The organism is Gelidibacter salicanalis, assembly GCF_016469035.1.
Taxonomy (GTDB): Bacteria; Bacteroidota; Bacteroidia; order Flavobacteriales; family Flavobacteriaceae; genus Gelidibacter; species Gelidibacter salicanalis_A.
In genome coordinates, this window is record NZ_JAEHJZ010000003.1 from 142,428 (window position 1) to 164,122 (window position 21,695).

23 protein-coding genes are annotated in these 21,695 nt (G+C 37.2%); 7 read left to right on the forward strand and 16 right to left on the reverse strand.

The genetic code is table 11. The features are described from left to right. Positions 1 to 96: 96 nt before the first annotated feature. From JEM65_RS01720 to JEM65_RS01760, 9 genes are all read right to left on the reverse strand, one after another. Positions 97 to 975 (reverse strand): PPK2 family polyphosphate kinase, encoded by an 879-nt coding sequence (locus JEM65_RS01720; RefSeq protein ID WP_199596817.1) that lies wholly within the window; start codon positions 973 to 975, stop codon positions 97 to 99. A gap of 42 nt (positions 976 to 1,017) precedes the next feature. After that, the gene (locus tag JEM65_RS01725) at positions 1,018 to 1,569 is read right to left on the reverse strand and encodes a hypothetical protein (RefSeq protein ID WP_199596818.1); all 552 of its coding nucleotides are present in this window, start codon (positions 1,567 to 1,569) and stop codon (positions 1,018 to 1,020) included. 6 nt (positions 1,570 to 1,575) lie between these two features. Further along, positions 1,576 to 2,739, reverse strand: a complete 1,164-nt coding sequence (locus JEM65_RS01730) for a sigma-54-dependent transcriptional regulator (protein ID WP_199596819.1) — start codon at positions 2,737 to 2,739, stop codon at positions 1,576 to 1,578. Between the two features lie 2 nt (positions 2,740 to 2,741). Continuing rightward, positions 2,742 to 3,542, reverse strand: coding sequence for a hypothetical protein (locus tag JEM65_RS01735; protein ID WP_233530484.1), 801 nt, complete (start codon positions 3,540 to 3,542; stop codon positions 2,742 to 2,744). Positions 3,543 to 3,631: 89 nt separating this feature from the next. Then, entirely contained in the window at positions 3,632 to 4,474 is an 843-nt protein-coding gene (locus JEM65_RS01740) for a mechanosensitive ion channel family protein (protein ID WP_199596820.1), read from the reverse strand. A gap of 6 nt (positions 4,475 to 4,480) precedes the next feature. Beyond that, positions 4,481 to 5,794, reverse strand: coding sequence for an ABC transporter permease (locus JEM65_RS01745; RefSeq protein WP_199596821.1), 1,314 nt, complete (start codon positions 5,792 to 5,794; stop codon positions 4,481 to 4,483). A gap of 2 nt (positions 5,795 to 5,796) precedes the next feature. Next, positions 5,797 to 6,723, reverse strand: coding sequence for an ABC transporter ATP-binding protein (locus JEM65_RS01750; RefSeq protein WP_199596822.1), 927 nt, complete (start codon positions 6,721 to 6,723; stop codon positions 5,797 to 5,799). Positions 6,724 to 6,978: 255 nt separating this feature from the next. Beyond that, a complete protein-coding gene (gene dnaJ / locus JEM65_RS01755; protein WP_199596823.1) occupies positions 6,979 to 8,106 on the reverse strand; it encodes a molecular chaperone DnaJ in 1,128 nt (375 codons plus the stop codon). Positions 8,107 to 8,150: 44 nt separating this feature from the next. Then, positions 8,151 to 8,681: a nucleotide exchange factor GrpE gene (locus JEM65_RS01760; RefSeq protein ID WP_199596824.1), complete on the reverse strand. Its 531-nt coding sequence runs from the start codon at positions 8,679 to 8,681 to the stop codon at positions 8,151 to 8,153. A gap of 349 nt (positions 8,682 to 9,030) precedes the next feature. Here JEM65_RS01760 and JEM65_RS01765 point away from each other — a divergent pair, with 349 nt between their 5' ends. Then, positions 9,031 to 9,621, forward strand: coding sequence for a hypothetical protein (locus JEM65_RS01765; protein ID WP_199596825.1), 591 nt, complete (start codon positions 9,031 to 9,033; stop codon positions 9,619 to 9,621). Positions 9,622 to 9,713: 92 nt separating this feature from the next. Here the strand turns inward: JEM65_RS01765 and JEM65_RS01770 are convergent, their stop codons facing one another. From JEM65_RS01770 to JEM65_RS01780, 3 genes are all read right to left on the reverse strand, one after another. Beyond that, complete coding sequence (locus tag JEM65_RS01770; RefSeq protein WP_199596826.1) at positions 9,714 to 10,628, reverse strand: TIGR01777 family oxidoreductase; 915 nt, start codon at positions 10,626 to 10,628, stop codon at positions 9,714 to 9,716. Positions 10,629 to 10,796: 168 nt separating this feature from the next. Further along, a complete protein-coding gene (gene mnmD, locus JEM65_RS01775) occupies positions 10,797 to 11,531 on the reverse strand; it encodes a tRNA (5-methylaminomethyl-2-thiouridine)(34)-methyltransferase MnmD (RefSeq protein WP_199596827.1) in 735 nt (244 codons plus the stop codon). 3 nt (positions 11,532 to 11,534) lie between these two features. Then, the gene (locus tag JEM65_RS01780; protein WP_199596828.1) at positions 11,535 to 12,041 is read right to left on the reverse strand and encodes a DUF4920 domain-containing protein; all 507 of its coding nucleotides are present in this window, start codon (positions 12,039 to 12,041) and stop codon (positions 11,535 to 11,537) included. Positions 12,042 to 12,154: 113 nt separating this feature from the next. On the opposite strand from JEM65_RS01780, the gene JEM65_RS01785 reads away from it, so the two are divergent. Further along, positions 12,155 to 13,228 (forward strand): branched-chain amino acid aminotransferase, encoded by a 1,074-nt coding sequence (locus JEM65_RS01785; protein ID WP_199596829.1) that lies wholly within the window; start codon positions 12,155 to 12,157, stop codon positions 13,226 to 13,228. 65 nt (positions 13,229 to 13,293) lie between these two features. On the opposite strand, the gene JEM65_RS01790 is transcribed toward JEM65_RS01785, so the two are convergent. Next, positions 13,294 to 13,680 (reverse strand): nucleoside triphosphate pyrophosphohydrolase family protein, encoded by a 387-nt coding sequence (locus tag JEM65_RS01790; RefSeq protein ID WP_199596830.1) that lies wholly within the window; start codon positions 13,678 to 13,680, stop codon positions 13,294 to 13,296. 377 nt (positions 13,681 to 14,057) lie between these two features. On the opposite strand from JEM65_RS01790, the gene JEM65_RS01795 reads away from it, so the two are divergent. After that, positions 14,058 to 14,243, forward strand: coding sequence for a hypothetical protein (locus JEM65_RS01795; protein WP_199596831.1), 186 nt, complete (start codon positions 14,058 to 14,060; stop codon positions 14,241 to 14,243). 128 nt (positions 14,244 to 14,371) lie between these two features. Here JEM65_RS01795 and JEM65_RS01800 read toward each other — a convergent pair whose 3' ends face one another. Further along, positions 14,372 to 16,423 carry a dipeptidyl-peptidase 3 family protein gene (locus JEM65_RS01800; protein WP_199596832.1) on the reverse strand — a complete coding sequence of 684 codons (2,052 nt, stop codon included), beginning with the start codon at positions 16,421 to 16,423 and terminating at the stop codon, positions 14,372 to 14,374. A gap of 92 nt (positions 16,424 to 16,515) precedes the next feature. Between JEM65_RS01800 and JEM65_RS01805 the strand changes: the two genes are divergently transcribed. Next, on the forward strand, positions 16,516 to 17,472 hold the full coding sequence (locus JEM65_RS01805) for a GyrI-like domain-containing protein (protein WP_199596833.1): 957 nt from the start codon (positions 16,516 to 16,518) through the stop codon (positions 17,470 to 17,472). After that, a complete protein-coding gene (gene crcB / locus JEM65_RS01810; protein WP_199596834.1) occupies positions 17,469 to 17,837 on the forward strand; it encodes a fluoride efflux transporter CrcB in 369 nt (122 codons plus the stop codon). Before JEM65_RS01805 ends, crcB begins: the two co-directional genes overlap by 4 nt. A 106-nt stretch (positions 17,838 to 17,943) precedes the next feature. Here crcB and JEM65_RS01815 read toward each other — a convergent pair whose 3' ends face one another. After that, positions 17,944 to 18,555, reverse strand: coding sequence for a DUF1684 domain-containing protein (locus JEM65_RS01815; RefSeq protein WP_199596835.1), 612 nt, complete (start codon positions 18,553 to 18,555; stop codon positions 17,944 to 17,946). Between the two features lie 428 nt (positions 18,556 to 18,983). Here JEM65_RS01815 and JEM65_RS01820 point away from each other — a divergent pair, with 428 nt between their 5' ends. Further along, positions 18,984 to 20,216: an MFS transporter gene (locus JEM65_RS01820; RefSeq protein WP_199596836.1), complete on the forward strand. Its 1,233-nt coding sequence runs from the start codon at positions 18,984 to 18,986 to the stop codon at positions 20,214 to 20,216. Between the two features lies 1 nt (position 20,217). Further along, a complete protein-coding gene (locus JEM65_RS01825; protein ID WP_199596837.1) occupies positions 20,218 to 21,189 on the forward strand; it encodes a YpdA family putative bacillithiol disulfide reductase in 972 nt (323 codons plus the stop codon). A gap of 19 nt (positions 21,190 to 21,208) precedes the next feature. Here JEM65_RS01825 and JEM65_RS01830 read toward each other — a convergent pair whose 3' ends face one another. Beyond that, positions 21,209 to 21,652 (reverse strand): Lrp/AsnC family transcriptional regulator, encoded by a 444-nt coding sequence (locus tag JEM65_RS01830; protein WP_199596838.1) that lies wholly within the window; start codon positions 21,650 to 21,652, stop codon positions 21,209 to 21,211. Positions 21,653 to 21,695: the final 43 nt, after the last annotated feature.

The window sequence follows — 21,695 nt, forward strand, 5'->3', positions numbered from 1 at the left end:
AGGTTAGAGTGGGATTTATATACCTATAAGATAAACAGATTTCCACATGTGCTAAAAATATAAAAAACTTTAGGCTGAAACCCTGAAAGGTTGAGCTTATTCGTTTTTCAATTGCTCTTTGTACAATTCCAAATTAGCCATAATAGCATCATCCAATTCTGGCTCTTTAATATCTTTATATGTTTTTAATGTATCATACAACACTTTGGCCACTAAATACCGTGATGTTTTTTTGTCATCGCAAGGGATGACATACCACGGCGCATGAGATTTTGAAGTTCTGTTGAGAAGCTCTTCATAACAAGCCATATAATCATTCCAAAGTTTGCGTTCTTCTAAATCTCCAGGAGAAAATTTCCAATTTTTATCTTCACGATCCAAACGTCTCAACAATCTGTTTTTTTGTTCCTTTTTGGAGAGGTTTAAGAAAAACTTAAACACTAACGTACCATTCTCTGCAATGTGCTTCTCAAAATTATTGATAGCTTCATAGCGTTTGTTCCATAAGGCATCGTTAACATCGTCAACGCTATCAATGCCAGGAATGTTTTCATTTAAAATATAGGAAGGATGCACTTGGGTTACCAACACATTTTCGTAGTGGGTACGATTAAAGATACCGAATTTACCACGCGCGGGGAGTGCGATATAATGGCGCCATAAAAAATCATGCTTTAACTCTAAACTGGTGGGCACTTTAAAACTGTGGACCACCACACCCCGCGAATTGAAATCTTTGAAGACTTCACGGATTAGACTGTCCTTCCCTGCTGTATCCATACCCTGCAAACACACTAAAACCGCATATTTACCATGGGCATACATCTTATCCTGAATTTCACCCAAACCTTTGCGGATCTCTTTCAGGCCATCTTTAATCTCACCTTTTGAAGCCTCCAAATTGAAAGTGGTTTCAAGATCTTCTATATTAACAGTGTCCTTAATTTTGAAATCATCAATATTAATATCTTTCATAAAATTTAAGTTATTTGATTTTATTATATAGTACTCAAATGTTTATTGATCTTGATGTTCTTTCTCTTCTTCATCTTCCTGAATCATTAAAGGATGATCTTTAACTTCCAGACCTATAATTTTAATCATACTGCTTACAGCATTAAAGAGCATTAAAACCACACTTATCAATCCTCCACTCAGAACAGATGACAGTCCTAAACTGATGTAATAAATTGAAGTATACCAAGAACTTGGAACATTATCAGCTTCAGTAATTGGAATGTTTAAAAACTGAAAAAATATAATTGCAAATATAAAAACTGTGGTATCTATTTTTGCAATGAGCAATATATGTGTATAATGTTCTTTGGTGAGCTTCGATTTTGTGCTGGAACTCACACTCAGCAGGGTGAGCAAAAGTGCCAAAATAGTGGCAGAAGCCAAGGCTATAGTATTGCATAATGTGTTAATTCCAGGCAGCGATGATTTAATTAACACCTTAGCTTCATAACCACTAATGTGACCCATAAAGTATGCTCCAAGCCCCATTATAAGGGTAGAGATGATCCCTCCATAAAGCGCTCTTCTGTTATACTGGGTCAGTTTGATCATCTCAGATTATTTTGATGCAAATAGATTCACATCATTTTCACTTACTTCCGTTTCACCAAGAATTATAAGACGTTCAACAACATTTCGCAATTCTCTAATGTTTCCGGTCCAATCATATTCTTGTAATTGTTGAATGGCTTTGTCAGTGAATCTTTTTGCCGCAGTACCATTTTCACTGGCTATTTTATTCGAAAAATAGTCTATCAATAGTGGAATATCTTCCCTTCTATCGTTTAAAGACGGGACTTGGATAAGGATTACTGCCAACCTATGGTATAGATCTTCTCTGAATCTTCCTTCTTCTATTTCTTTAGTCAAGTTTTTATTGGTTGCAGCAACAACACGCACATCAACTTTAATATCCTTGTCACTACCCACACGTTGTACACGACTCTCCTGCAGAGCTCTCAACACTTTGGCTTGCGCGGAAAGACTCATATCTCCAATTTCATCTAAAAAAAGCGTACCCCCATTGGCTGCTTCAAACTTTCCAGCTCTATCTTTTACAGCACTGGTAAAAGCCCCTTTAACATGACCGAACAATTCACTCTCAATCAATTCTGAAGGGATGGCTGCACAGTTGACTTCTATTAAGGGACCCTTTGAACGGTCGCTTTTTTGATGAAGCCAATGCGCTACAAGCTCTTTACCTGTACCATTTGGACCCGTAATCAAGACGCGTGCTTCTGTAGCGGCAACTTTTTCTATCATGTCTTTGATGTGGGAAATAGCTTTACTTTCTCCTATCATCTCATAATTCTTGCCCACCTTTTTCTTGAGCATTTTGTTTTCAACCACCAGTTCTTTCCGATCTAGAGCTATTCTTACGGTATTGAGTAATCGGTTTAAATCTGGTGGTTTTGAAATATAATCAAAGGCACCAAGTCTCATGGTATTGACCGCGGTATCCAAATCGCCATGACCTGAAATCATAACCATCGTTGTTTCTGGTTTTATTTTTTTGACCGCTTCTAAAACTTCAACACCGTCCATTTTTGGCATTTTAATATCGCATAGCACCAAATCATAGTCTTCGTTTTTTATTTTTTCAATTCCTGCTAGGCCGTCTTCGGCTTCTTCTACTTTATAGCTATCATTTTCTTCAGAAAGAATTTTAACTAAGACCCTTCTGATGCTTGCTTCGTCTTCTATTACTAATATTTTTGGCATTTTTAGTATTTAAATTTTATTCCTGTTCTAAAATAGAGTGTATTTTTATCATCTATGGTATAAATATCATCTCTTTTGTTATTTCTCAACCTGTAATCATTGGAAATACTGTAAGCGGCATACCCGTAGTACAAAAGATGTTCCGCAAAATAATACTCATAACCCAATCCGCCTAAAATTATAGTTTGGGAAATATTTTCAGCGTGCTTTCCATTAACGGTCTTATTGCCTTGAATGTTGGCGAAAAAATTGTCTAAGGTTACAAAAGCCTGTACATGATTTTTGTTGTTAAACTTGTACCGCAAATTGGTCTTTGGAACGCCCAAAGTATAGGTCCAATTGGGATGAAACTCTCTATAATAATTCAGAATTGGCAAAGGATAATTGCGTCCTGGAGTAGTTGAATAGTCCAAACCCAATATCAACCTATTTGGTTTGTCTGCCGCACCTTCTTTTGTCCGGTCCCGAATGGCATAAGCGGCAACAAGATACAAATAATCGTCAGATATTAACTTAGACTCAAAATTAGACGCTAAACGCATCCCCACTTTGAAACCGTAAAACCAGTCACTTTCTTTAAGCTTAACTAAATATCCGATAGCGCCTTCAATGGTTTGAATGGATTGAAGATCATGCGTCTCAAAAGGAACATTTTCCAATTTTAAATCGAGGTAACGATATTCGCCTCCAATCACCAAATAATTCCCTTCTTTTATCTTTAAAGGCAATTGGAAAAGTCCTCTAAATCTGTTTACCGAATTTTTGGTGCTGCTGTTAGGAAGGTTTAAATACTCTATGCGCATCAAATCTGAGGTTTGCGATGTAAGCCTGAAGCTGATAAGCATTATACATAGGGACAAGATTTTAGTCTTTTGTTTTGGGGACATAAAATTTATACTTTACTTGAAGATGGGTTGCCAATAATGTGTATGTCTCTTTGTGGAAAAGGAATGCTTATGTTGTGCTCTCTGAACAAGCGATCAATTTCAAAGCGCATATCACTTTGTGGGAAGCGCACGTTAAAACTGTCATTTAATGTAAATGCGACTTTAAAATTTAATGAACTTTCACCAAAATCCGTAAATAAAACTGAAGGTTCCGGAGTATCCAATACGGCTGGATGATTTTTAGCTACTTCTAAAAGAATTTTTTTGACGAGTTGCACATCGCTCCCATAAGCTACCCCTATACTAACGCTTTCCCTGGTTGTGGTCCCATTTTGGGTCCAATTATAAAGACTATTGGTAAGGTAGAAATGGTTAGGAATAATCAGGACCTTATTATCTACTGTGGTCGCTCTGGTAGTCCGCAATTTTATTTCATCTACACGTCCTATTTTACCATCCAATTCAATAATATCACCTACATGGACGGTTTGATCTACCAAAATAAAGACCCCTGAAATGATATCCTGAAACAAGGTTTGAAGTGCCAATCCAATCCCTAACAACAAGGCCGCTGATGCTGCAAAAACTCCAGTAACAGGTACACCGAACGAATGCAGCATGATGAATAAAATGATCATATAAACCAAGTACCGAAAATATGAAAACACCGTATTGACCTTTCTTTTATTTGGCAATGGAAGGTTGCGTGTTATTATCTTATTGACGATTCGAAGAATTATCGTCGCCACGAACAGCACAACCGCCAATATCAAAATATCTCTCACACTTATAACGATCTCATCGCTCAAGTGGATTGATAAATTTAGAAATTCCTTAATTTCTTTCATGACTTTTTAATACTTCAACCATTTAAATAGTTCCTTATATGTGGGTTTCTTTCCGTACATCAAAATTCCAACCCTATAAATTTTGGCCGCAAACCATACGGTAAATACAAAGGTACATACGAGTATAGCAAACGATAATAACTGTTGCCATATTGGAACACCAAACGGAATTCTCATTAACATAACTACCGGTGAAGTGAACGGTATAAATGAAAACACGGTAGATACAGTGCCATGTGGATCTTCAATAACCGTAAACACACCTACATACACTGCCAACACAAGCGGCATGATAATGGGCATCATAAATTGCTGGGTATCTGTTTCATTATCTACAGCAGCCCCAATAGCGGCATATAGAGAGCTGTATAATAGATAACCACCAATAAAGAAAAACAAAAAGGCGACACACAGATTCAAAATTGGCAGATTAATAAAACCAGTGATTAGCTCTTGCGCCATATTTTGGGCGTCTGAAGCGGTCATGGCTTGATTGATCATCTCTTGCTGTGGCGATTGAATTTGCATTAAATCAACTCCAAAAATTGCAGATACAACTGATAAAAGCACCCCTCCAAGGATGATCCATATAACAAACTGTGTCACGCCTGCCAATGAGGTGCCAATAATTTTACCCATCATCAATTGGATGGGTTTTACAGAAGAAATGATGATCTCAATAATTCTACTCGTCTTTTCTTCAATAACACTTCGCATGATCATATTACCATAAATAATGATAAACATGAATAATAAATAGCCTGCGGCGCCTCCAAATGCTAATTTTAAATAACTGTCAATTTTAGATGTTTTCTCTCCCTCAAACGTTTCTTGTGCGATATTAACTCTAGTTTTAGACGCCCTAATTTGTTCTATATCGACGCCTTCATTCTGAAGTTTAACGTCAGATAGACGTTTTTCTATGTGGCGTTCCAAACCTGATATGATGGACAGAGATGGCGATTCATCAGAATAAAAATTAATCCTTTCTACCAACTTGGTCGTGTCTGCGCTTTTTTTAATGTACAACAATCCAAAATTATTGTTGCCCTTTACAAGTTCTTTTGCAGCATCAAAGGGTAGGTTATCGAGAAGCGTGTAGGTTGTGTATTCTGAACTTTCAAAAACATCACCTACCAACCCCGTTTCATCTACAATGGAAATGGTGCGCTGTTTATCATTACTCATTTGAGACAGATAAGCTACGACAGCAATCAGGGCAATCATAATTATCGGACTTAAGAACGTCATGACAATGAAAGACTTGTTGCGCACTTTATTCAAATACTCCCTTTTGATGATCAGCGGTAAATGATTCATTATTAGTTATTTTTTACAGTTTGGATAAAGATGTCGTTGGCACTGGGAATAACTTCAACAAAATGATGAATTTCAGCCTTTGAAGTTAAAAAGCTTAACAAATCATTAGGAGAGGTGTTTTGAGGCAGTTTGATATTCATTTTAACATCGTCACTCAAATTTCTAAACGTTGCCGGGAACACCTCAAATTGCTCCTTAATCAGTCGGGTCACTTCTTCCGGATTTGAAGATTGTAAACCCACTTCAAAGGTATTGGTTTTAAATTGACGCTTCACATCGGTCAACTTTCCGTCTAGCACTTTATTGGATTTATGGATGAGTGCAATATGATCACATAATTCTTCTACAGATTCCATACGGTGAGTGGAAAAAATTACGGTGGCGCCTTCATCCCTCAACTGTAAGATTTCATCTTTAATAAGCGAAGCATTTATAGGGTCGAACCCAGAAAAAGGTTCGTCAAAAATCAACAATTTTGGTCGGTGAAGTACCGTGACTATAAATTGTATTTTTTGAGCCTGTCCTTTACTGAGCTCCTGAATCTTTTTATTCCACCAATCCCCAATATCCAATTTATCAAACCAGTATTTAAGACGGTCTTTTGCTTCTTGTTTGGTAAGTCCTTTTAATTGTGCCAAATAGATGGCCTGCTCCCCTACTTTCATGCTCTTATATAACCCACGTTCTTCAGGCAGATAACCAATATCTCTGATATTATGCGGTTTTAACGGAGCACCATCCAACAGAATTTCGCCAGCATCTGGCATTGTAATTTGATTGATGATTCTGATAAGCGTTGTTTTACCTGCTCCATTGGGACCAAGGAGTCCGAAAATGCTGCCTTTTGCAACTTCTATAGAGACATTATTTAGTGCTTTAAAGTCTCCAAAACTCTTGGAAACAGAATTAGCAACCAATAAGTTGTTCATAAATGAGGGTTTGAATAGTTCAGTTAAAAGATTTGTAAATATATTAAATGTTAGAGTTCAGGACTGGTTATACACTTTAATTTTTGATTAAAACCGCATATTATTTTCACTATTTACAAAATCAAAACGGTCTAAAAAACAAAACCCACCCTTAAAAAATTAAGGATGGGAAAAAATTGCTATGAAAAAGAAAAATTATCACTAAATATAGTAGTGATATCCAAATATAGTCATTTTTATCAAAATACGCCGTGGTTATGAAAACATATCTTTGACTTTTTCAAAAAACGATTTATCAGAACTTTCCGGTTTAGGCTGGAAATGCTCATCATTCCTCATACTCTCGAAGAAATCTTTTTGCTCTTTATTCAAGGTTTTTGGCGTCCACACATTAATGTGCACCAATAGATCACCTTTTCCGTAGCCATTGATACTAGGGATTCCTTTACCTCTTAAACGCAGTATTTTACCAGATTGAACGCCTGGCTCAATCTTGATTCTTACTTTGCCCGTAACGGTGTCTATTTCTTGACTGTTACCTAAAACTGCATCTGGTAAACTCACATACAAATCATAATGCAAGTTGTCTCCTTCGCGTTTTAACGTGCTGTGCTCTTCTTCTTGAATGGCAACCAGTAAATCTCCAGAAATCCCATTTCCTGGTGCCTCATTCCCTTTTCCTGTTACTTTTAACTGCATACCATCCACAACACCGGCTGGAATCTTAACAGAAACCGTTTCTTCTTGTAGTACCAAGCCTTGTGCATCTGCATCAGCTGGCTTTTTATCAATCATCTCTCCCGCACCACCACATGTAGGACATGGCGAAGATGTTTGCATACGCCCCAATATGGTATTGGTGACTCGCATCACCTGTCCAGAACCATTACAACTTGTACAGGTTTTATAAGTTGTGCCTGAAGCCTGAACTTTACGCTTCACTTTTAATTTCTTCTCAACGCCGTTGGCTATTTCTTCTAAGGTTAAGGTAATTCTAATTCGTAAATTACTGCCCTTAACACGTCTTTGCTGACCGCCAAAGCCACCACCAAAACCTGAAAATCCGCCACCGCCGCCAAAGCCGCCACCAAAAATATCACCAAACTGACTAAAGATGTCGTCCATATTCATGCCGCCACCGTTAAAACCACCCGCACCCCCTTGGAATGCTTGATGACCAAATTGGTCATAACGAGCCTTCTTTTCAGGATTGCTCAGCACTTCATAAGCTTCAGCAGCTTTTTTGAACATGTCTTCTGCCGCCTTATCGTCTGGATTTTTGTCTGGATGATACTTTATAGCCTTCTTTCTATACGCTTTTTTAATGTCGCTAGCCGAAGCACTTTTGTCTATTTTCAGTATGTCGTAATAATCTTCCTTCATTGTATAGTATTTCTAATCTATTCCTAAATAATCACTCGCTTGGTTTAAGACCCTGTAATTACCTTAGGAAAACGAATCACTTTATCGCCCATTTTATAGCCTTTTTCAATAACATCTATAATCTTACCCTTCAAATCATCAGAAGGCGCCGGAATTTGGGTAATGGCCTCGTGCAAATCTGCATTAAAAACGTCTCCCTTTTCTACAGCTACCTCTTCAAGACCTTTAATTTCTAGAGTATTCTTAAATTTGTTGCGTATCAATTCCACCCCTTTTAAGAGTTCATTTTCATCTGACTTTGAAATCTCATTAAGAGCTCTATCAAAATCGTCCAATACCGGTAAAAGTGACACTATTACATCTTGACCTGCCGTTTTGAATAAATCCATTCGTTCTTTGGTCGTGCGTTTTTTATAATTTTCAAATTCTGCAAACAGCCGTAAAAACTTATCTTTTTCTTTACCTAAGTCTTCTTGCAACTGCTCTTCAACACTTAACTCTTCAGTTTGTGGAGTCTCATGTATAGGATCCTCAACGTTTGTTTCAACGTCTTCTACTTTATCTTTTTTGCTCATAATTTTGAACTTCATTTTAAATCTTCATTTTTCAATTGGCAAAAGTACTGCCATTATTCATAAAATGTCAAAATGTCATAGATTAATTTATCATTTGTTAACTTATAAGGTTCTACAAAAGTTTCAACTCAAGGCAATTCATAAACTTTGGTAAGTTTATCTGAATTTTGATGCTGCTGCATTACCGTATTATAAGTCTTTTAAGAGGGTCATATTTTGAATGAGAGACCCAAGGTTGATTTCCTTCACCTTAAAAGTGTGCATTGTGAAAAAATCCAAAATTTTATTTCATATGACGTCATGTGTAAAGGATATTTCCTACTTTTCATTACTAAAAAATCAGACACCTATGAAACATTACAATTTAAGCTTTTTAGCCATTTTATTCACCCTTTCCACAATGGCACAAAAACCCCTTCTCATTGAAGGCCAATGGAAATCTTTGACCTCAATTGAAAAATTTGATCTCGAATTTGACTATTCAGACATTGAAATTCCAGATTTTGACAAGGAAGAAGATTATATCGCAGTAAAGATGAAGGAGAAAGAGGAATCTAATCCTGGAGACGGTCTAATTTGGAAAGAGAAGTATTATTCCGATAGAGACGTGCATTATGAACCTCGATTTGTGGAATCATTTAACAAAAGAGGTGACGAAAAGTCGAGTGAAGATTATAACGATTCTGAGTATGTTTTAAAGGTGCATACTACAAAGCTCTATCATGGTTGGAACGTAGGGGTTATGCGAAAACCAGCGCGTATTGACGCTATTATTTCCATTTACAAACGCGGTGAGGAGACGGCAATTTTTAAAGTAAAATATGAAGATGTTAAAGGTGCCGATGCAATGGGTTATGATTTCTCAATCCATAGCAGAGTGGCTGAGGCCTACGCCAAGTTAGCTAAATCATTTTTGAGAGATTTAAAGAGGAAGGCATAATTGCTTACCACAATTAACATACAGTTTACGAAGCCATCTACATCTAAGATGGTTTCTTTTTACTAAAATTCAAGAAACCGTAAGCCATATCACTATTCCTTTTGAAGCAAATCTTCTAGAGCGGGCTGAAGATTGGAATACGTAAACCCAAAGCCGTTCTCTTCTATTTTTTTTGAACTCACACGCTGACTTTCATAAAGCAGAATGTGCATCTCACCCAAGACCAACTTCATAGCAAATTCAGGTATATTTGGTAAGAATAAGGGTTTATGCAGCGCCTTTGCAACCCCTTTGGTAAGTTCTGTATTAGTAATGGGGTTTGGCGCCACGCCGTTATAAACACCTTCCAGTTCTTGTTGAATGACATAAACAAATATTCTAGAAAGGTCATACACATGAATCCAGGATTGCCATTGATCTCCAGACCCGAAAGCTGCTCCAAACCCTAAGGCGGTAGGTTTTACAATTTGTGGCAGTGCCCCTTCTGTATCATCGAGCACCAATCCTATTCTTACTTTGGAGACCACTAACCCTAATTCTGAAAACTCATCTACTGCGTTTTCCCAGGCTGATACTACCTTACCTAAAAACGTAGGCGATACTCTGCCACAGGACTCTTCATAGTATTTTGTAAAGGAATGTGGATAAAGCCCAATAGCACTTGCGGAAAGGATGTGTTTAACTTGATGACTTTTCACCTCTGACAGCGCCTTTTTAAGACATTGAAGGGTATTGATGCGGCTTTCCATAATGGTTCTTTTATTACTGTCAGTCCATCGCTGCGCTATGTTGGAACCTGCTAGATTAATTATGGCATCAACGTCTTCAAAACATTTGGAATCTATAACCCCTTCTTTCGGATTCCAATAGAACCCTTTATAATTATCCTGAGATTCGATTTTTTCTTTTGATGTGGTCAAGTAATGGACTGAAATATCCTCCTCATGGCAGCGCTTTACAATCTCCTTCCCTATCAAACCTGTCGCTCCCGTAATTAATATGATCATCTATAATTATGCTTTTCATAAAGTTAATAAATGCACCTCTCATTAATGATCAATTTACGGTAGGTTTAACACAATTAACATATAATTAGTCCCGGGAAGCTTCAGCCACTACCAATTACTTTCTTTAAGTTTTATGTACTTCCCATTCTTTTTCTTTGAATGCGTTCTTCAAAAAGGCAGGTCATCGCCTTTCGTGGCTCTTAGCATCTCCCTCTTTCCTGGAGGTCCCGGCAATTTTTCCACACTAAAACCAACATCCTGCATCGCACGGCGCACACTGCCTTTGGCGGCATAGGTTACTAAAACACCTTTTGTTTTTAAAGCATCAAACATGATACGGAATATAGATTCTGTCCATAACTCAGGTTGTACACGGGCTCCAAAAGCATCAAAATAAATCAGATCAAACTGGTTTTTTGCAGTAATATCCTTGAACAACTTTTGCTGTTTCTGAAGTTTAAAATGTGGCGTTAATGGAACGTCATGCTCCCATGCACTAAGGTGCAATTGGTCAAACACATGTTTTCTTTCATTAACCTGAAGTTCTTCAACATAGTTTAGCGCTTCCATTTCTTCAGCAGAAATAGGAAATGCCTCCACGCCACAGTATTGGATATCCACCGTGTGTTTTTCTGCTTCCAATAAAGTCAAAAAACAATTTAAACCGGTACCAAAACCAATTTCTAAAACAGAAAGATTTCGAGAGTTTTCATTTAAAGAATCTTCAGATTTCAAAACAGGTCTAAGACCCGCAAGAATATCAAAGCAAAAAAGCAAACCATGTTTGATATACACGTGGTTTGCTTCTTGTATAGCACCATGAATAGAATGGTACTGTTCATTCCATTCTTCTATCTGAATGGTTTTTGAACCATCTGCGGTAGTAATAATTTTTCGTTGCAAGGATTATTCGGATTTTAACAGTACGCCATCCGCCTCAAAAGAAAATGTTTTCTTAGGCTCAATTATCGCTTCAATTTCCTCAGCAGATTGGCCTGCATCTTCAGCATAATGACGTTGCTCCTCTACCGGCACTTCATTTACATACGCCTTTCCGTTAAGCACCACCTCTTGTCCCGCAATATCTTTAGGCATGAAAAACCCATAATCTTTAAATTTTACCATAACCTGATTCCCATCTTCAAGATTAAGTTTCAACCAACAACCTTTAGACTGGCACACCTCATCTACTGTACCAACCATTTTGGCATTAATAGTGTCTCCAATACGCATTGCTGTGTAAGCATCGGCCATATCTGATGTCGATTTTGCAGCGTCAGCGGTAAAATTTGTTCCTATGGATGTATAATTTCCATTGGTCTGTTCAACGGCTTTTATCGCTGTATTTTTATCCACAGTTTTACAGGCGACTACCGACAATAAAACTCCGAAAACTATAAGCAATTTTCTCATAATAAGTTGATTTCTATAAAAATAATCGTGACAAATATAACTTTTTTTAAAACAATTTTTTGGTTTTTTATACTGCAAGAAATGACTAAATTTGCAGCATCAAACAAAATAAGATGACAAAACTTACTACATACGAAATCGATATCGTAAAATCAGACACTTCGAAAATTAACGCTGTTGATTTTGATAATTTGATATTTGGGAGAATTTTCACCGACCATATGTTTATATGTGACTTTGAAAACAATGCCTGGCAAACGCCAAGGATCATACCTTACCAGGCGATGACCCTAGACCCATCTGCACGCGTATTTCATTACGGACAGGCTGTTTTTGAAGGTATGAAAGCTTATAAGGATGATGACGGCAAGTTGTGGATGTTCAGACCAGAAGACAACTTCAACCGAATCAATAAATCCGCAGCGCGTTTAGCAATGCCGGAATTCCCTAAAGAGTATTTCTTTGAGGGCATCACCAAATTGCTACAAATGGATAGTGAATGGGTAAAACCGGGCAAAGGCAATTCTTTATATCTGAGACCTTTTATTATTGCTACCGATCCTGCTATTTCGGCTTCGCCGTCAAGCAATTACAGATTTATGATTATTTGCTCTCCAGCAAAAGCATACTACAGTGATAAAATTAAGGTATTAGTTGCTGAAAAATTCAGTAGATCAGCTAATGGTGGTGTAGGTTTTGCTAAAGCAGCAGGAAATTATGCCGCTCAATTTTACCCTACAAGTCTTGCACAAAAAAGAGGATTTCAGCAAATTATATGGACCGATGCTGACACTCATGAAAAATTGGAAGAAGCAGGCACCATGAATGTGTTTTTTAGAGTAAATGACGCTCTGATTACTGCTCCGGTAAGCGATCGAATTTTAGATGGTGTGACACGAAAAAGCATCATTCAATTAGCTGAAGACAATGGCATTGATGTAGAAATACGACCAATAACGGTGACGGAACTTAAGAAGGCCTCAAGAAATGGTTCGTTAAAAGAAATTTTCGGAACAGGAACTGCTGCAGTTATCAGTCCTATTTCAGCATTTGAACATGCAGAAGAGCTGTTTGAGCTTCCAAATATTGAAAATTCATACGCTGATACTCTCAAAGATAAAATGCTTAACATTCAGCACAATTTGGCTGAAGATAAGCACGGTTGGAGATACGAGGTAAAATCCTGAAACAGGAACTCAATTTAAAACCCCAATTATAATAGATCAGCTATGGAAATTGGGGTTTTAATGTTTTAAGGATTGAGTATTTTATCAATATTTGGGACAAAATAATTGGGGCCTTTCAGCACTTTTCCGTCTTCGCGATAAATTGGTTCCCCATCTGCGCCTAGTTTGCTCATATTGCTCTTTTGGATCTCGTCAAAGACCTCTTCAATTTTATGTTGTAAACCATGTTCAATGATGGTGCCACATAAAATGTAGAGCATATCTCCTAAAGCATCCGCCACTTCAACCAGATCATTAGCATTGGCAGCGTCCAAATATTCCTCATTTTCCTCTCGCATCAGTTTGTAACGCAGCATATTTTTCTCTATCCCCAAATTGGCTTTTGGCGTTTCTCTATGGCCAATCTTAAAGGCGGTATGAAAAGCTTTAACGGCTTCAATTTTCTTTTTCATAGGGAGATCATTTTTATAATTTATTTCATTATTGTCCGATAAAGAATAAAGATCGCTGCGCTTATAGTCCCGATAACTATCGGGAAAAGAACAGAGATTTGATTATAACTGACTGATAAACAATCGTTATTCTAAATTAAATTTACCCAATCTCTCTAAGTGAAATTGGTTTTAAATAGCAAGGTACCATTTTTAATATCTCTTACCAGGTCTTACTTTAATGGACTTTGTAAACTTTCTACTTATTTTACCGGACACTCATGAATTTATTTTAAAGTGAATAAAAACTAAAAGATATTTATGGCAAATCCACCATTTTTAAGACATCCATGTCTCGGATTACAATAGTTTGAGTAATTTTGCATAAAAATAGCGATATGTTTACAAATGGTCAATTGGTTTTTGGAGGTTTATTTGCAATTGTCTTTGCTGTTGTATTGTTTTACACCTATCGTAAAGACTTAAAACTACACCGAAAATATTACAAAGGAAGTCTCTGGATTCTACTTGCTTTTATTGGATTTATTGTAATGCTTAGTCTGGTGAAGTATGTCATTGTATGATTAACTCATCTTTGACCTCTGTTTGCTAAGCAGCATATTTCTTAATTTTACTCCTTAAGAATGACTTGAAATAAAAAAGCAGGATATTTTAAATATCCTGCTTTTACATTTATCAACTTCTTTAGAAATTAATTATCGCCTTTTAGAAAGCTATACGTTTTACTGTATTCTAACATTTGGATAGGAAAAGATTCTGGTTGGGTTACTTTAATAGCTGTAATCTCACCAGTATCATCCATCTCTGGTACTAATACAGGATTTACAAAACCGCTATAAGGCGCACCGGTAAATTGCTCATTTCTTTTCAAAATTTCTGTATGCAATTTCTGATCGACCTTTACCCCATAATTTTCCACTAAATTCTCCACGGCTTTATAATCTCCTTCTGATTTGATACGTTGTGTTTCACGTAACAATTGTCCGAAAAGCTCATGTAATTGATCATAGTCATTGATGTTGTAATAGGTTTTACCGTCACGCGTTACTTTTTCGATGACGTTATCCTTTTGCCCTTTTTCAAAAACCCAAGCACTCACCCATTGTCTGTTTCTCATATGGGACTCTTCAACATCATCGCCTATATTCAAACGGATCAGCTGTGTCATCAATCCGTTACGGATATAACCATCATAGGCAGCCATTCCCATTTTTTTCCAGTCGTCTACCAATCCTAATTCTTGTAATTTTGGATTGTACAAATAGTAAAGCCCAACCAAATCCGCTCGTCCTTCCTCTAAGGTTGATGCATAGGTTTTAAGGGTTTCTTTAGTCTCGCCAATACCAGGATTTAATTGTCCTGAGGCATGACCAATAACTTCGTGTAAGGCCGTGTGCAACTTGTCGGCTATTTGACCATACTGCTCTTCCAATTGCAATTCTTCATCATCATGAACAAATTCTTTCAATCGGTCTGTGCTCCCCGCATTGTTATAGGCGTTGATAATGTTTCCAAGAGAAACCGATTTACTTCCTACTGCAGCACGGATCCAGTTAGCGTTGGGCAAGTTGACCCCAATAGGCGTGCTAGGAGACGCATCGCCAGCTTCGCCAGCCACATTGACCACTTTATAGGTCACCCCAACTACATTTTTCTTTTTATGCGCATCCATTAAAGGTGAATTATCTTCAAACCACTGTGCGTTATCAGACAAAACCTTCATTTTTTGCGACATGTCAAAATCGTTGATTTGCACAATACTTTCATAAGAACCTGTGTATCCCAATGGGTCATTATAGACTTCAATAAAACTATTGATATAATCTACATTACCAGAAGTTGCAGCGGTCCAAGCTACATTATAGTCGTCCCATGTTTGTAAATCGCCGGTATTATAATAGTCTATCAATAATCCCAAAGCGTCACCTTGCTCTTTGTTTTCAGCAACTCCTTGCGCCAGCTTCAACCATTTAACAATTTCGTCGATTGCTGATCCGTAGAGTCCTCCTGATTTGTACACCAATTCTTTTACCTCACCATTTTCTTTCACCAATTTAGAATTCAGTCCATGAGATAGTGGTTTTTTTTGATTAGGTGATTTTTTATTTTTGTAGAATTTCTCCACATCAGCAGTGGTCACATCTGGACCATAGAAATTAACCGCTGATTGTGCCACATTATCCACACCTTTTGCCTGATTGACTTTCTTAGCATCCTTATCGTTAAAAATAACTTCAAAGGCTTCTCCCTCTAGTGTAGCATTGGTTTCAGCTAACAAAGTTTTCAAAAATTCCTTGGAGAATTCAGGCTTTATTTTATCGTTGGAATAATGGTGATGAATCCCATTCCCGAACCAAACACGTTTTAAATAGGTTTCAAAAGCTTTCCAATCGTCTGACGATTTATCACCGTTGTAATTGGAATAGACTGTTTCTAATGCCGTTCTGATTTTGAGGTTATGACGGTAATTTTGATCCCACATAATGTCGCGACCCACTAATCCTGCCTGCGTTAAATAGTAGACTAATTTTTGTTCTTTTAAGGTCAAGTTCTCCCAGCCTGGAATTTGGTAACGCAGAATTTTAATATCAGCAAACTGCTCCACATTATAATCAAATGACGCTTTGCTGTCTTTGTACGCCACGGTATCCGCTTGTGCGTCAGTATTTGTTTTTGATTCGTTCTTGCAGGAATAAGTCAAGCTCATTGCCAATGCAATTCCGAAAATCATTTTTAAGTTCATCAGTTAAATTTTAAATTATTATACAACAAATGTAATATTTATTAAGATACTATAAAATTGTCTATCTTTGATTAACATTACAAAAACCGCGGATGAAATTTTTAAAATATCTCTTATTTTTACTGTTAATTGCATTTATTGGAATGGCTATTTACGTGGCTGTCCAACCTAATTCCTTTACAATTTCAGAAAGCACGACCATCAATGCTCCAAAAACTGTTGTTTTTAAAGCTGTTGATGATTCCATAAAAAATGATCGGTCTTCATTTTGGAAATCCTCCGAGACATTACAAACAGAAAATACGCATCCTACAGATTCCATCATTCAAACCTATACAAGCGGACGCATTAAACAATCAGATTTGAAGTGGATCTTTCAATCCAACCGCGACGGTTCTACAAATGTAACACGTACCCTTATTGCCGATAGATTATCTTTTATGACCAAAGCCAAATTCGCTCTGTTCGGAGATAATGTAGAAGAACTTACACATCAATTCAAAACCGATCTTGAAAATTTAGATAGCGAGGTTATTGAAAGTATGTCGGTTTATACCATTACTGTAGATGGGCTGACGGATTATGGCGGTGGATTTTATATGTATAAAACCATTTCATCTACTGGCAGTAACAAAAGTGCCTCTATGGTAAAACAATTTAAAGAAATTTCGGCTTTTATGGATCGTCATAATGTAACTGCTAGCGGGATGCCAATGAGTATTTATATTGAAATGAACGCTGAAAATGGCAACGTCATCATGAGTAATGCCATTCCTGTAAGCGAAAATGTTTTGGTTGCCGAAAACAGTAATGTCCTCAGTGGCTATATGGAGCGTACTGGAGCAGTCAAGGTGACCCTAAAAGGAAACTATTCTCATGTCATGGAAGCTTGGGCAGCTGCCAGAAAACATCTACAAGATAAAAATCTGGAAGCTTCAGAAATGAGTCCTTTTGAGGTCTATAAAAATGATCATGCCAGTCTCCCCAACCCTGCCGATTGGATTACTGAAATCTATATTCCAATTAAGGAAAATGCTGAAGCCCTGTGAAACAATTAGTATTAGTTTTTGTGGGCGGTGGCATTGGGAGCGTTCTTAGATTTATAATCGGAAGATACCTCAACAGTCCTACCACAGGCATTCCTTATGGCACTTTTGCCGCTAACATCTTAGGAAGTTTACTTATTGGGATCATTCTTGGTTTAGCCATGAAAAACAATACACTGTCAGAAAATCAAATTTTATTTCTCGCTACAGGATTTTGTGGCGGTTTCACCACATTCTCAACCTTTGCTTATGAAAACCACGTGTTTTTAAAATCGGGCGATTTTATGAGCTTTGCTGTGTATACAATTGCAAGTTTTGTTGTTGGGTTTATGGCTGTTTTTGGAGGCATGTACTTAGTGAAGAGCTGAATGGATAAGATTGTCAGATGCCAGAAGACCGATGGTCTCATTTTGAAGAGTGAAGACAGCTAACTGCATACTGCCAACTGCCAACTAAAGACTCCCCGCTGGAGACTTACTCAACCAATGTCTTATAATCCTTCACCCCTGCCCTAACCTCAGTATCCACATAATTTTCTCGGGGTACAATTGGGCAAGAATATTTTTCGTTATACGCACAATAGGGGTTATAAGCGGTATTAAAATCGATGGTTATCTGATTATCTGCCGGAATTTTCAAATCGATATAACGTCCGGCACCATAACTTTCCTCTCCGTTGGTATCATCCAAAAATGGCAAAAACAAGTAATCTTCAAATTCTTCTTCGTTTAATAAATCCTGATCTTGATACACATTCAATTGAAAATTATCATTATTTAAAGTGAAGCTGACCTCACCATATTTCACGTAGGTAGCTAACCTATCTGTGGTGGTTTTCATTTTGAAAGGCTTTTCATCTTCGGTTCTTTTAAAGCTGGCGCTGACTACATAAGTAGAATCGAATTCGAAAAATTCCAACCCCTTAAAATCCCTTCGATCTTTATCTTTTAAAGGCGATTTGGAAGCATCTTTGAACTCTGCATTAAGTTCTCTTTGAAACTCTGTATCACCCTGAAGTTGTTGTTTTTTTTGAGTACAACTCCAGAGAAATATAAATCCTAATATAACTGATAGTAACGTCTTCATAAAAAAAATAATTGATTTGCAAAAATACAACTTTAACTTATTTTCCCTAGCTTTGAGCGACAATAAAAACAACAATCATGCTTTATAATACCGTCTCCTATTCACAAATTAGGACCTCTTTCAAAAGGCGTTTGACGTATTATATGCTCTGATGTAAACAACCATTTGATCACTATAAAAAAGTCTGACACAACGTCGGACTTTTTACTTTTGTGATGGTAATTTCATTTTTTATTGATCGTAATGAACAACCTCGACCCAAGGATACGAGGTATCAAGTAGAAGTTCCTTTTTTATTTCGACGCAGAGCGTCGGGGAATAAAACCCAAGGATCCCGCTAAAAAGCGGGATTAGTTCAACTAACAATTTTTAATTCATTGCTTCGCAACTTTTAAAAATTGAGTTTCACTAATTTAACCAAACCAACAATGAAAATTTTTAATTTCTTTTATTATTCTGTGGGGCAAGCTTATCTGAACACCTTCAGAGGACTGTCTAAAGAAGTCTGGTGGTTGGCGTTTATAACGCTTGTTAATAGAGCGGGCACCATGGTCATTCCATTTTTATCACTGTACCTCACCACTGACCTTAATTTTTCCTTGGATGATGTGGCTTGGATTATGACCGCCTTCGGTTTTGGCTCCTTAGTAGGGTCATGGATTGGTGGAAAACTAACAGATGTTATTGGATACTACAAGGTCATGGTTCTCAGTTTGGTGCTGAGCGGTGTACTGTTTCTGGGCATGCAATATCTTGAGACTTTTAATATGGTTTGTCTGGGTATTTTCGTCTTAATGGCTGTTGCGGACATGTTTAGACCAGCAATGTTTGTGGCGCTTAACGCGTATAGCAAACCAGAAAATAAAACCCGAAGCATCACATTAATACGGTTGGCCATCAATTTAGGATTTTCTGCAGGACCTGCGGTTGGCGGACTCATTATTACCACCATGAGTTATGGCGCCTTATTCTGGATAGATGGATTTTCGTGTATGATTGCTGGGTTTTTACTCCTGAAAGTTCTACATCCTAAAAAATCAAAAACCTTGGATACGGAGGTCAGTTCCAGTCCGCTATCGGCTTACACCGACAAATCTTTTATTATTTTTCTGGCAGCCATGGTGATCTTCGGAATTGTATTTTTACAATTAATTTCCACCATTCCATATTTTTACAAGGAAGGTGTCGGACTTACGGAATTTGAGATCGGGCTACTCATGGCCATGAATGGACTTTTGATTTTTATCTTTGAAATGCCACTCATTAAATGGTTTGAAAACAAATCATATACTAAAATCGGATTGATGGTTTTTGGACTGATTTTGATTTGCATCAGTTTTCTATTTTTAATTATCGATCCATGGCTTGGTTTTGTTATTATTAGTATGATTTTATTGACCTTTGGCGAAATGATTGTATTTCCGTTCTCAAATTCTTTTGCCTTAGATAGAGCAAAACGAGGATTGAAAGGAGAGTATATGGCATTGTATAGCATTGCCTTTTCAATAGCGCATATATTTGCACATAATGTGGGGTTTCATTTAATAGATGCATTAGGCTTTCATAAAACTTGGATCATCATGAGTGTTTTTGGACTGCTAGGCTTGGGACTTTTAATGTATCTTAAAAAACAAATAATCTCCACAAAACAGATAATTTAACATGACAACAACATATAAAGTATTAATTATTGGCGCAGGACCTATTGGAATTGCCTGTGCCTTAGAGTGTAAAAAACAAAATTGGGACTATGTTGTGCTTGAAAAAGGGGCCTTGACCAATTCTCTTTTTAATTACCCGAAGAACATGACCTTCTTTTCTACATCAGAAAAGCTGGAAATTGACAACGTCCCTTTTATCAGTAACAATCCGAAGCCCAATAGAGATGAAGCGCTGGAATACTACAGACGTGTTGCCACCTCAAATACGCTAAACATTCACTTGTACGAAGAGGTTAAATCTATTAAAAAGGTAGCGCATCAATTTGAAGTTACCTCTTCAAAATCCTCCTATCACGCTGACAAAGTTGTTATTGCCTCAGGCTTTTATGATATTCCGAAACTGTTGGATGTTCCTGGAGAATCGTTGCCAAAAGTGACGCACTATTACAATGAAGCACACCCTTACGCTATGCAAGATGTGGTTGTGGTGGGTGCTAGCAATTCGGCAGTAGATGCAGCGCTTGAGATTTGGAGAAAGGGAGGACAAGTTACGATGGTTATAAGGGGGTCAGAAATTGGAGACCGTGTTAAATATTGGGTAAGACCGGATATTATTAACAGGATTAAGGAAGGAAGTATTACTGCCCATTACAATGCAGAAATTGTCAAAGTTACAGAAAAAGACATCACCATCAACACACCAAAAGGTGAGCTTATCTTTGCCAATAGTTTTGTTGTGGCCTTGACTGGGTATCAACCCAATTTTAAGTTTTTAGTAGATGCAGGCATACACTTATCAGAAGACGAAGCGCAATTACCTCAATACAATCCAGAAACCATGGAAACAAATGTACCAGGGTTATATTTGGCGGGTGTTATTTGTGGAGGTACAGAAACGCATAAGTGGTTTATTGAAAACTCAAGAATTCATGCAAAGTTAATTGCTGCGCATATTAAAAAGACAAACTCCTGAAAACCTGAGTTCTAAAAAATTATTTTATTGGCCGGACTTCATTGTATTTGATCACATGGGATAATACAATCTGAGTTTTTGTTTCGCCATATACAATCAGTTGATCAATAAAGCTTTCTAAATGTTTCTGATTTTTCAGAACCACTTCCATAACGATGTTTTCATTTCCCGTTATGCGATAGCAATTCAAGACTTCATCATAAGTCTTTACTTTTTCCAAAAATGGTTTGAGCATACCCATAAATGCCCTTAGAGTGATAATAGCCTTGAGTTGGTATCCTGCTTCGAACGGCGACACAAAAGCGTGATATCCTTGAATGATACCTGCATCTTCCATTTTTTTAATACGTTCAGAAACTGCAGGTGAACTCACACCTACTTGTCTTCCAATTTCAGCATTGGATTGACGCGCATTATTCTGTAAACACTTTAAAATCTTCCAACTAAGGGCATCTATACTCATTTTAAATAAAATTAACTAAAATGTTTTAATTATTAAAGCAAAT